General features: G+C 36.6%; 10 protein-coding genes, 1 other RNA gene and 1 pseudogene. 4 read left to right on the top strand and 8 right to left on the bottom strand.

The genetic code is table 11. The annotated features are described in order from the left end of the window. Positions 1-1,491, top strand: a 1,491-nt coding sequence (locus V7083_RS13655) for a YfcC family protein (protein ID WP_335478613.1), incomplete at its 5' end; no start/stop codon positions are given. A gap of 100 nt (positions 1,492-1,591) precedes the next feature. On the opposite strand, the gene V7083_RS13650 is transcribed toward V7083_RS13655, so the two are convergent. The 3 genes from V7083_RS13650 to V7083_RS13640 form a co-directional block, all read right to left on the bottom strand. After that, a complete protein-coding gene (locus tag V7083_RS13650; protein ID WP_335478611.1) occupies positions 1,592-3,904 on the bottom strand; it encodes an N-acetylmuramoyl-L-alanine amidase in 2,313 nt (770 codons plus the stop codon). Between the two features lie 112 nt (positions 3,905-4,016). Further along, a complete protein-coding gene (locus tag V7083_RS13645; RefSeq protein WP_335478608.1) occupies positions 4,017-4,652 on the bottom strand; it encodes a pentapeptide repeat-containing protein in 636 nt (211 codons plus the stop codon). A 179-nt stretch (positions 4,653-4,831) separates the two neighbouring features. Next, on the bottom strand, positions 4,832-6,163 hold the full coding sequence (locus V7083_RS13640; RefSeq protein WP_335478606.1) for a radical SAM/SPASM domain-containing protein: 1,332 nt from the start codon (positions 6,161-6,163) through the stop codon (positions 4,832-4,834). 352 nt (positions 6,164-6,515) lie between these two features. Between V7083_RS13640 and V7083_RS13635 the strand changes: the two genes are divergently transcribed. Then, entirely contained in the window at positions 6,516-6,902 is a 387-nt protein-coding gene (locus V7083_RS13635) for an AbrB/MazE/SpoVT family DNA-binding domain-containing protein (RefSeq protein ID WP_335478604.1), read from the top strand. A 35-nt stretch (positions 6,903-6,937) separates the two neighbouring features. After that, on the top strand, positions 6,938-7,288 hold the full coding sequence (locus tag V7083_RS13630) for a DUF1516 family protein (protein ID WP_335478602.1): 351 nt from the start codon (positions 6,938-6,940) through the stop codon (positions 7,286-7,288). Between the two features lie 64 nt (positions 7,289-7,352). Here the strand turns inward: V7083_RS13630 and V7083_RS13625 are convergent, their stop codons facing one another. Both V7083_RS13625 and V7083_RS13620 read right to left on the bottom strand, forming a co-directional pair. Beyond that, positions 7,353-7,670: a hypothetical protein gene (locus V7083_RS13625; protein WP_335478600.1), complete on the bottom strand. Its 318-nt coding sequence runs from the start codon at positions 7,668-7,670 to the stop codon at positions 7,353-7,355. A gap of 135 nt (positions 7,671-7,805) precedes the next feature. Continuing rightward, positions 7,806-8,048, bottom strand: a complete 243-nt coding sequence (locus V7083_RS13620; RefSeq protein WP_335478598.1) for a PucR family transcriptional regulator ligand-binding domain-containing protein — start codon at positions 8,046-8,048, stop codon at positions 7,806-7,808. A gap of 292 nt (positions 8,049-8,340) precedes the next feature. Between V7083_RS13620 and V7083_RS13615 the strand changes: the two are divergent. Next, positions 8,341-9,431, top strand: a pseudogene (locus V7083_RS13615) (MFS transporter). A gap of 273 nt (positions 9,432-9,704) precedes the next feature. Here the strand turns inward: V7083_RS13615 and V7083_RS13610 are convergent. The 3 genes from V7083_RS13610 to V7083_RS13600 form a co-directional block, all read right to left on the bottom strand. Next, on the bottom strand, positions 9,705-10,901 hold the full coding sequence (locus V7083_RS13610) for a class I SAM-dependent rRNA methyltransferase (RefSeq protein WP_335478596.1): 1,197 nt from the start codon (positions 10,899-10,901) through the stop codon (positions 9,705-9,707). A gap of 791 nt (positions 10,902-11,692) precedes the next feature. After that, positions 11,693-12,051: a transfer-messenger RNA gene (ssrA, locus tag V7083_RS13605) on the bottom strand. A 136-nt stretch (positions 12,052-12,187) separates the two neighbouring features. Then, on the bottom strand, positions 12,188-12,345 hold a 158-nt coding region (locus V7083_RS13600), incomplete at its 5' end, for an SsrA-binding protein (RefSeq protein WP_335478616.1).

Here is a 12,345-nt window from a genome sequence, read left to right as displayed (position 1 = left end):
ATCTTGTTTTTCTTAACGATTGTTGCTGTGATTGCAACATGGGCTATTCCAGCAGGGTCTTATTCAAAGTTATCCTATGATTCATCTAGTTCTAAATTGCAAATTACTGATCCATATGGAAAAGTCAAAACCATTCCTAGTACACAAGAAGAACTTAACAAACTTGGTGTTAAGATTGACATCAAACAGTTCACTTCAGGAGGAATAACGAAACCGGTCTCTGTTCCAAATACATATAAAAGATTAAAACAGAAGCCTGCAGGACCCGAAACCATAACAAACAGTATGATTCGCGGGACAATAGAGGCTGTTGATATTATGGTATTTATTTTTGTTTTAGGCGGTTTGATTGGTGTTGTTAAGGCAAGTGGTTCGTTCGAATCTGGTCTTTTAGCTTTGACGAAAAAAACGAAAGGGCGTGAGTTCCTTTTAATTTTCTTGGTCTCGATTTTAATGATTTTAGGTGGAACGTTATGCGGGATCGAGGAAGAAGCCGTAGCCTTTTATCCCATTTTAGTTCCTGTCTTTTTAGCGATGGAGTATGATTCTATCGTCTGTGTAGGGGCTATATTCTTAGCAAGTTCAATTGGTACCTGCTTTTCGACAATTAATCCTTTTTCCGTGGTCATTGCATCTAATGCCGCAGGAATCAATTTCACTCAAGGTCTTACTTGGCGGATTGGTGGGTTAGCTATTGCGGCCATATTTGTCGTCCTTTATCTACGTTGGTATTCCCAAAAAGTGAAAGCTGATCCTACGTTCTCTTATTCTTTTGAAGATCGTGATGAATTCAATAAAATGTGGTCTGTAGCATCGACTGAAGGAAACGAAAATACTTCATTTACAGTGCGTAAAAAAATTATATTGACATTGTTTGTTGTGGGATTCCCACTTATGGTATGGGGTGTTATGTCTCAGGGCTGGTGGTTCCCTACCATGGCTGCTTCATTCTTAACATTTGCTATTATTATTATGTTCTTAACAGCTACTGGAAAAAACGGTATTGGCGAGAAAGGTGTCGTCGATGCCTTTGTAAATGGTGCATCGAGTTTAGTGGGTGTTTCCTTAATTATTGGTCTTGCTCGAGGAATTAATATCGTCATGAATGAAGGCTTGATTTCTGATACGATTCTTCAATTTTCATCCTCTCTTGTTTCGCATGTAAGTGGGCCAATTTTTATTCTTGCCATGTTATTGATCTTTTTTGTCCTTGGATTTATCGTTCCGTCGTCATCCGGATTAGCTGTTCTTTCTATGCCGATCCTTGCTCCTTTAGCTGATACGGTGGATATCCCACGGTTTGTCATTGTTACTGCTTATCAATTTGGACAGTATGCTATGCTCTTCTTAGCACCAACCGGATTAGTAATGGCGACTTTACAAATGTTGAATATGAAGTATTCTCATTGGTTTAGATTCGTTTGGCCTGTTGTTCTTTTTGTTCTAGGTTTTGGTGGACTAATGTTAGTTTTACAAGTGCTAATTTATTAGAGTTAATGGATTTCTTTTTCTTTTATCAAGATTGTTAGTAAAGAAATATAATGAAAAAAAGACTACTTCTTCATCATCAGGGAGTAGTCTTTTTAGTAGATTAAAATGTTTTAAAGTATTCCACAATCCCATCGGCAATAGATCTTGCTAATGTGTTTTGGTAATAATCGGTAATTAATTTATTACGTTCACTGTCATTGTTGATAAATCCAATCTCTACCAACGTAGCAGGCATTGCTGACTCACGAATAACCGAAAAGGAATTTCCAGCCGTTCCACGATTATATGCTCCTGTGTAGGAGGCCATTTTCTTTTGGATTATGTTTGTTAGTGTGATACTCTTTGATACTCTTTGCGGATTATCATCCATGTCATCATTAATTTTGGAAGGATAATCCGGATCATATTCATAATAGAAAGACTCGATTCCAGAAGCAGACGTAGCACCAGTTCCTGTTGAATTCGTGTGGATACTAACAAAAATATCAGCTTTTGCATTATTGGCCATACTAGAACGATCTAGTAAGGGAATAAAGGTATCAGTACTGCGGGACATATATACAGTGTAGCCTTTATTTAATAGAATGGATTGAACTTTTTTTGCTACAGCAAGATTCAAGTTTTTTTCTTGATATCCTCCAGCAGTTGCACCTGGATCATATCCCCCATGTCCAGGGTCTAAAAATACAGTAAAGGCTGATTGATTAAATGCCACAGTTGTACTAGGCAATGTTGTAACCTGGCCTTTATTGTTAGTTGCTTTTATTGTAATGGTATGTTTTCCTTCAGTGTATTTGGTTGTATCCAATGAAAAGTGATAACCGGAGTTACCATTTTTGAAATCAGGGTAAGCCTTTTGGACATCCTTTCGTACATCGCCATAGACAGCTTGACCAACTACAGCACCGTCTATTAATACTTCAATATTCTTTACTCCGTTTTGATCCAATAACCAGCCAGATATATTAATGATTTTTTGGAGGGTGGAATTTGGTGTAGGACTGTCCATGGTTCCAATTATATTTTTTATCGTAAAGGAACGATTTGGCAAGGTTGTGATCAACCCATCTTTTCCTGTTGCCTTAATTGTAACGGTGTGGTTACCATCAGTAAATTTAGTTGTGTCAAGAAAGTAATGGAAGCCTGAATGACCATTTCTGAATTGTGGGAAAGCTTTTTCAACATCTAATCTAGCATCACCATAAGCGGCCTGTCCAACTATTGAGCCATCAACAAGTACCTCAATTTTTGCTATACCATGCGCATTCAAGAACCAGCCGGATACGTTTTTTGTTCCTGTAAGTGTGGAACCTGCAGTAGGTGTATCTAAAACTCCCTCGACATTTTTGATGGTTACAGACCTTGATGGTAGAGTTTTAACGTTACCATTCATGGCCTTTTCACGAATAGTAATAGTATGTAAACCATCTGAGAATTTAGTCGTGTCAAGAGTATAATGGAAGCCTGATTTGCCATTTTTAAATTGAGGAAAAGCCTTTTTTACATCTAGTCTGGTATCACCATAGGCTGCCTGACCTACTACCTTGCCATCCACCAGTACTTCGATTTTGGATATTCCATTTTGATCTAAAATCCAGCCTTTTATTTCATGGCTTCCGGTAAGGGTAGAACCAGCTGCCGGATGATCTAATTCACCTTTGATATTTTCAAACTTTACTTTATTTTCCGGTAAGGTAGTAACTCGACCATTTTTTGATGTTTCTCTCACTGCAATGGTGTGGTCACCGTCGGAGAATTTGGTAGTGTCTAAAGCAAAATGAAACCCAGAGTTTCCATTTTTGAATAGAGGGAAAACCGTTTTTACATCAGGTCTTGCATCACCGTAAACGGCTTGTCCAGCCACTTTTCCATCCACCAATATCTCTAATTTTTTAACTCCGTTTCCATCCAAAAACCAGCCTTTTACGTTTTGGGTCCCGGTAAGAGTAGAGTTTGTAACTGGAGTGTCCAATACTCCCTTGGTATTGGCAATGCTAATAGGTGTTGCGGGTAAGGTAGTAACGCGACCATTCTTAGCGGTTTCTTTAATGGATACAGTATGTTTTCCATCAGAAAATTTTGTTGTATTGAGAGCAAAATGAAAACCAGATTTCCCATTATTGAATAATGGGTAAGCTCTTTGGACATCCGGTCTGCTATCGCCATAATAAGCTTTTCCAACCACATTGCCGTCTACCATTACTTCGATTTTCGCTACTCCACTTTGATCTAAGAACCAGCCTTTGACATTTTGTGTTCCGGCGAGACTAGATCCAACTACAGGACTATCCAAAATCCCTTTGACATTGGCTGTGGTCATGGTCCTTGCGTATGCAGAATGAGGTAAATCCACGCACGTCAACAACATGGCTCCTGCCAATAAAACTGTTCCAATTTTTCTAAAAAACTTCATCTTTTCTCCTTTCAGCTGTGTTATTAATCTACAAAAGTATCCTTTACTATAATACTNNTCCATCTAATGAAGTCCTTACATGTAAATATGTGTTTTAAAGAATCATTCACCATTAGTCTTTCACGATTAAACCCATCAAACTGGCAAATAGAATAGCTTGGTCTGTTGAGACTTTGCATCCTTTCAAATCGTCAAAAGTTACGATAAGGGAATTAAACGAGGATGAACTAATATCAATCCCTTTTAATGATGTTTGTGTAAAATTAGCTCCGTCCAGATTACAGGTTTGAAATAGGACACTTTTTAGTTTGCAATCAAAAATATCGGTATCTTTTAAAGAGGAGTTTTGAAATAGAACTTTTTCAAACTTTGTATTTCCAAATGCAGATAAGTTTAAAACGGAATGATCAAACTGAATATTACCGAAGCGCGATTCGGTAAAGTCTACCCCTAATAATTTACAGTTTTTAAAAACAACGCGATGGATAGAAGATTTATTTAGTTTTGCATTGGAAAAGTCACAGTTCTCAAACAAAACGTCTGTTATATCGATATTGTTAAAATCAGTATGAATGAAGCTGCAATTTTTTATCACCATATTATATAATCGAACCCGATTTGTTACCTCATGTTCGAATACGGTGTCCATAATCTGGCACATTTCGAGTTCTTCCTCTTCTTCATAAAAAAGGTCGTGGAAGTTCCTTAATGGTAACTCATCAGATAATCTTGGTAATTCAATTTTCATAGACTAATACCTCTCATATGCTAAGAAGCGAACAGTGCCAAATCACTGTTCGTAACAGCTTATTTCAAGTTACCTGGTACAGATTTCATAATTTTACCTGAATCTAATTTACTGACAGGTGATGTTGCTGGACGTAAAACCTTCATTCCTTTTCACCTCCTTTCAAATGGTGAAAGATATTAGTCCTGTATACTATTTTTCCAAATCAGGTTTAAGGCTTTTTTGATATTCCTTTTCTCGTAAGGGCATGGCCTTTCGCCAGTCATCATCCGATAATATGGGCAATGATTTCCTTGACAGGCTGGCCGGTAGAAACAGGATTGACATACGGTATCCGTTTCTTCTCCAGAGGTCACCCAAAGAGCAATTTTATCATAATTAAGGTCAAGGGTACCATCTTCATGGATTTTTCCAACTTGATTTCTTTCCTCTTCTAATGAAACCGTACATTTATAAAGTTGGCCGTCAGAGCCTACCACTAGAGAGTGAGGTTTAGCTGCATAGCAAACAGAGCCGCTTGGCATTAAGGATCCGGCAACCATAGGACTTAGTCCAATACCGTTAGTTACTGCGTGATTGGAAAACTCCCAAATTTTTGTATTTGCAATGATTCGACTGCACACAGGAAGATCATCATTATTTTCACCACCCCATCGGCCCACAGGTCGAAACAGGATACTAAACCGTTGATCATCAGCAAATTGTTCTTTAATAAACTCTATCAGTCTAGGCATTTCTTCAAGATTGCTGTCATCAAAATTTACCCTGATGGTTATATCAAACGAATCTTCGACTTCTTTCAAGGAAATTAGGTTTTTGATAATGGTATCAAATGTTCTCCCTCCACCGGTAAAATGTCTACGACCGTCATGGACTTCCTCAACCCCGTCAATCGTAATCATAAACTGTCTGATTTCCCAAGAGAGTAATTTTTGGAAGACTTCTTTGGTTAATAAATATCCATTTGTCACAAGATCACAAGCATAATGGATTCGGTTATCCCTAGCACTTTCCATGAAAGAGTGAGAGAGTTCCTCAATAACATCTAATGAAAGCAAGGGTTCACCGCCAAACCAGCTAATATTTAATTGTGAGAGATTAGTAGCTCTTTCTTTTACGAGTGCTTTTAGTCCATTGATGGTGTCGCGGTTCATTTTTCCACGGGTAAACGATTCATAACAGTAGGTGCAGCGGAAGTTACAAGCTTCAGTTGGCATTAGGACGAGGTGCATCACATCTGTCCGGTGCAGAGATTGATGGAGATACTGTGCTCTCCTACTTTCATCTATTTGGCTGGAAACTAAGAACCCATTTTCATATAAGTCATGTTGCATTTCGGTTTCCAGTTCCGTTAATCCTTCTTGTTTAAGAGAGGACAATACGGTTGTTTTCTCATCCTCTGAAAAATGAACTATAGCTCCATTATAACTATTGAAAAGAATAACCCCGTTATCGTCTGTTTTTGATAGGGCATTAAATCTTGATGGAACATAGTTTGTGTTGCTCTTCATGGGAAATTAACCTTCTTTCTTTGGTTCTTCTAATATTCTTCTATTTTGACCCAAGGGTAATCATATTGCTTCGATTTGGAAAATACAAGTCCTTTTACCGCCTTCGTCACCTATTTGCCTTGAATAAGTATGGAATAGGCAAAAATTAGTATAAGAAACCCATAAAACCTTTTCCATGTTTGAATAGAAAGTGTGCCTTTTTTATTGAAAATGTTAAAGGAAGAAATAAATTAGGCAGTAAGCAGCCATTCCAGAGGATAAATCTGACAAAATTTCGCCATATGTACATTCTGTGAAATGGATTGTTCATATGAAAAGTATGATTTAACCTACTTTTAGGAGGTGAGTGCAATTGATTGATTATAGAGGTTTTTTGGGTACAACAACTATAGATAAGAATGGTCAAATTGAACTTCCACTATCAATAAGGGAAAAATTTGAGCATCATGAAAAATTGGTTGTAGCAGGAGGAAGAAATAAGGAATCAATTATTTTGATAAAAGCAGAAACTATGGATAAGCTTGCCTTTTTTCAATTGAATCATTCGAAGAAGTTTGAGAAGTTGGCTAATGACATTTTAGCAAAAGCAGATTTGGCAGATACAAAAATGTCTTTTCCAAACAACAGTATAGGTATGAATAAAGAAGACTTTTCAGAAAATCGTTTCGATGATGATCATGTGTTAGATTTGTTCGACGAGGCGGAATTTAATGCATTCCTGGAAGAAATTCTAGGCTAATACAGAAAACTATTCTACATATTGGAGAGAAATCCATGACTCATGCACACATAACTACAATTATACTAACTATCATTTTGTTTGGGATTATATTACTCTTACAAAATAAAGGCCGAAGCACAAAAGTTTTGAAAATGATTCTCCGTGTGATGTATCTTTTAATCATCCTAACAGGAGTTATGATGTTGTTCTCTTTATATAAAATAACCATTCTCTATGTTTTAAAAGCTGTTTTAGGAATTCTAATGATTGGCTTATTTGAAATGATTCTTGCAGAGGGGAAAAAGGGGAAAAAGGTGGCAGTTTTTTGGAGTTTGTTTTTGGTCATTTTAATCGTTACAGTTTACCTTGGCCTTAAATTGCCGATGGGAATATATATCTTTTAAAACAGAGAAGTGAAAAACGTTAGAAATTGACATTTTTCACTTCTTCTTTAACTAAACCTGGAGTTTATGCTTGAAATTCATTATGTCTAAAGCCTTTATTAGTGAGGTACACTTCGTACCACGTATATGTAGGTGCTTTAAACCATTCATACTTTGGCAAATATACGACGTATCTTACACTTCCGTCAGCGTCAATTAGGGTCTTAAAGATTCTAACACGGCCAAATCCAAATACTTGATCCAAATAACCTTCCAATCCATCTCTAACCGTATTTTTTCTTTTCTCTTCTTCCTGCTTATAAAGATCGATCATTCCATCCATGAAAATACTAAGCATTATTAATGTTACTGCGATTAACACAAAGATAAAAATTTTGAACAAAACGATTCCCTCCCTTTAATGTTTGTGTACCTAACTACAAATTACCTAAAATGGTATTAGCCCCACTTCCTTGATAAAATCAATATGATTGTACTGTTGAATGAAAATCAAAAGTGTGACGGAAATAACATAAATTTATGGAAAATAAGAACATTTTTTGAAAAATGCAAGAAAAATCTCTTTATTTCCATTCCATCCAACGCCTGTCGAAAGGATCAGTTCATTTCCATTTAAGAGCTTTTCAATTTGGGTTACTTCCATAACATGAACCCATTTCACCGTTCGATAAAGTCCAGCTTTTCCTGCTATTACTTTTGCATCTTGAAAGTTCCGACTCTCTAATATTTCTTTTATTGATAATTTAACGTCAGAGTTCATTATTACTATGCACCTCTTTCATTTTCAAATATCCCAATTTTATTTTCTTAATTATCTGAATCATATATTGTTAGGATAGAGTATATTTCTCTATTAAATAATGATAGCATGACTCTGAAGGTGTCATAAAAGAAATTGAGAAAGATATAAACCCTAAATTTGATTTACTTAAATCAAGCATAAAATTCCCTAAAAAAATAAAGCATAAAGTTTCCAAACGGAAATTTTATGCTTTACGTCACAAAAAAATATGTGATTAAATTAAATAAATGTAATTAATTAAAGCATATTAATGTTACCTCAAAGAACCCTTATTTTCCATATGACAAATGCAAAAGCAGGCACACTCGTTTCTGCGTTTACAATTACCTTTGCTATCGCCACACCACTAGTGATGTCAGCAACAAGTCATTTTCCAAAGCGTAAATGGATGTTGTTTTTGATAGGATCTTTCATCGTCCTGAATGCTTTGTGCGTAATATCGACGAGCTACATCATGCTCCTTGCACTTCGGATTATGACAGCGATTGTAACAGGAGTATTAATCTCTCTAGCCATGATTGTTGCAAGTGAAACCATGCCGACTAACAAACGAGGACTTGCTATATCATTCGTTTTCGGTGGTTTCACACTTGCAAATGTCGTTGGAGTGCCAATTGGTATTGTAATCGCCGAATGGTACGGCTGGAATGCCACTTTCATGTTAACCACTTTCCTAGGAGGATTGGCGTTTTTGGCCACCTATTTTGTCTTACCTAATAGACTCAGCCAAGTATGCAGTTCGATACGTGATCAGTTTTCTTTAATGACCAAGCCACAAATTTTGATGGCTTTTTCATTCCTGCTCTCGGATTTGGCGCAACTTATGCCGTCTTTACTTACCTTGTTCCTATCTTGAAGGAAATGGGAGCACCATATAATTCAATTAGTTTAATCTTATTTGGTTACGGGTTTATCTCGATTTTCAGCAACATCCTCGCCGGTAAAATTGCCAGCCACAATGCAATCGGTCGCCTTCGGCTTGTTTTTCTTGTGCAAGCAGTTGTTCTGACAAGTTTATTTTGGACTACAAATCATTTCATTTTAGGACTCGTAAACATTTGCTTAATGTCGTTAATGACCATCCTCTTAACAACATCTACTCAGCTTTATTTAATAGACCTCGCCGGAATTTATCAGCCAAATGCTAAAGGACTCGCTGCTTCACTTATGCCAGTGGCAAGCAACGTAGGCATCGCCTTTGGTTCTGCATTAGGAGGAATTGTATATCATCAAGGGAATTTAATGATTGTTACATGGGTCGGTGGAGTAGTTGCAGTCTGTGCAAGTCTGCTAACATTCTTTTGTCATTTTTTTGACCAAAAACAAAAGAAATCAGCGTAAAATAATATTTACATTAACGTTTAAATTTTTCGGCAGATGGCGATGAATTTTCTTACTTAAAAGAAGAAACAGTTACCTGTAAAGTGACTTACTTAAATGCAACAGATACTTTAGTAGAGATACAAATCAAATAGGCACATTCACATGAAGCGAATGTGCCTGTTTTAAAAAACCTCACTTACTTATGATACGGTTCCCCTGTATGTATCTAAATGAGGTTATTTTTAATAACCCATTCCTTTACATTACTGGATTGATATCATTCACATTTTTCTATGGCAATTTCTTAATAAACACAACTTTAAGATAGTTGCCCTCTGGGAATTCTTTTATTGTTTTAAAGTCCTTTGGAAGGGTAAATTCCTCAATGAGCAGATATTTTTTGTTTGTTTCTCTAAATGCCTGATCAATAAAACTTTTGAATTTTTTCATATTAAAAGAACTGGAATTGGTGGACGCTATGATAATCCCTTCATCTTTAGTTATAGAAATAGCTTCCTTTAAAAGATTTTTGTAGTCCTTTTCAGCGCTGAATACCAACTTCTTTGACCTTGCGAAGCTTGGAGGATCCAGTATAACCATATCAAACGTTAGCTGCTTTTTTACCGCAAACTTAAAGTATTGGAATACGTCTTCAACAATGATATCCTGTGAGTCATAATCCAGACCGTTCAAACTAAATTGCTCAATGGTTTTGTTTAAACTTCTATTTGCTAAATCCACACTTGTTGTTTTACTTGCGCCTCCGATGGACGCAAATACTGAAAAGGCGCCAGTGTAGGAAAAGGTGTTCAGTACGTTCTTTCCTTCCGCATAAGCATCCCGGATTCTTTTTCTTACATCTCTTTGATCTAAAAATACACCAACCATCGCACCATCATTTAAGTAAACAGCGAAGCTTACTCCATTTTCTTTTACGATAATCGGGAAGGTTCCTCTTTCTCCTTCTACGAAATCATCTTCTTCAATATATTTCCCACTGACATCAAATCTTTTCTTTTGATAAATGGCTTTAAACTCCACTAACTCCTTCAGCGCATTAATAATATGCTCACGAAAATGGTAAATTCCTTTGCTATACCAGTTGATTAAATAATAGCCATCAAAATACTCAATGGTTAATCCGCCTAAACCATCACCTTCGCCATTTACGATTCTGAAGCAATTGGTATCCGGGCTATTAAAAAAAGGTTCCCGATCGTTGATTGCACCTCTCACTTTATTTACAAAAAAACTATGGTCAATCTGTTCATTCTCGTTTCGGGTAAGTACCCATCCATAACCTTTGTTTTGTTTGCCAAAATAGCCTCTTGCTATGAACTTATTCTTTTCATCAACAAGACGGATAATCGTTCCGTCTTTAGTATCTTCGTTCAAATTAAGTATGGCTTCCTTTGATATGAGCGGATAACCGCTTTTATATTTATTTGCGAACTTGCCCTTTACCGTTAAAGTGACTTCATTTTTCATCTTGTCATCCTATCAAAAAAATTTTTTCACACTCAATATTTTAAACACTTATTTCGCGTGTCATCCATGCTGAGCATATTAGATAATCATATCATTTACCTTTACATTTGCATGTATTTATTTCCTTCTAATTCTCTATGCATTTTTATGTTTTAGTAAGTACTATACTAAATATACCATTTGGAAAGGAACTTAAAATGGATGAATAGCAGAACACCATTAGCCATGTTCACCCCTCTCTTGCATTTTTAAACACTAATAATTCTACATCTTCCTTGGGCCTAAAAAATTGGCCGTTGTTCCGTTAGGGAATGTTGTTCATACAAGAGACTTCAAGTATGACTCCTTTAGGTCAACCCCCAATGGAAAATGATAAAACTAAATGCATAAGGAAATGAGAAGGCTTTGAGGTTTCAGGAATAAAAAGAGTCTGTTAATAGTTATGTACTTAAAGTATTTGTTAATAAGTTAATAAAATAAAATTGTACGCTGATAAAAAAAGACAGAGCATTCAGCCCTGTTTTAAAATGTGTAACTTCTTCCTTTAGACTAATTGGGAACTTTTCCTCTCTTTTAGTAATCATTGATAAATAAAAATGGTATGCAGTCTTATAAGTTGTTTCTATGGGGTATTAACTTAAAATAAAAAGAACTGCAGAAGGTTAGTTTCTACAGTTCTTACATATTTGAAGCATATTCTTGCCAGCAGTTTTTTAAAGCATATCGTTGCCAAAGCGGCAATATTATGGTCCAAGTCACACAAAAATAAAAAATCCACCAAAGTATGTATTTGGTGGAGACGGTGGGAGTCGAACCCACGTCCAAAGATATCGGCACTTAAGCTTCTACGAGTGTAGTCGATATATTAGGGTTTCGCTGAGCCATTTGCCTATCGACCGGCGTCCGGTCAGCTAGCCTGGTTGTTCTCTTCCTTCATCCTCAGGCGGTGGAATCCGGCGTAGCCTACTAAGAGTGAGTCCGCTACCCTACCACATAGGCGATGGAGGGGCGAACAGCTATGCAGTATTAAGCTGCGAAAGCTAAGTTGTTGTTAGTTTTGCCAGTTAATGGCTTTGACGTTTTAACGAGGCCGATCCCCTCGACTCGCAACCTAAGCTCGAACTACCCCTGTCGAATCCGTAGCGTCCCCATTATAAAATGTGCTGAAACTTCAGCAAGACGTTTTGGAAACTGGCAAGTTGTTGAGCCTTCAGTTTGTGTCGCATCTTAGCGACAAACTTATTATAACACACTCAAAGGAATTTTCAATTGTAATTTTTTGTAAGCTACATTTTCTGACGTTCACGGAAGGCACGTTCGATTTCACGCTTGGCTTCTTTTTTCTTCAAGTCTTCGCGTTTATCATAGTTCTTTTTACCTTTTGCCAGACCGATTAACACCTTACAAAAACCATTTTTCAAATATAGCTTCAATGGAATTAACG

It is taken from the genome of Bacillus sp. JJ1764 (assembly GCF_036962145.1).
GTDB lineage: Bacteria > Bacillota > Bacilli > Bacillales > Cytobacillaceae > Neobacillus.
The sequence above is the reverse complement of the archived record's forward strand: the minus strand, read 5'-3'. Positions and strand labels throughout refer to the sequence as shown.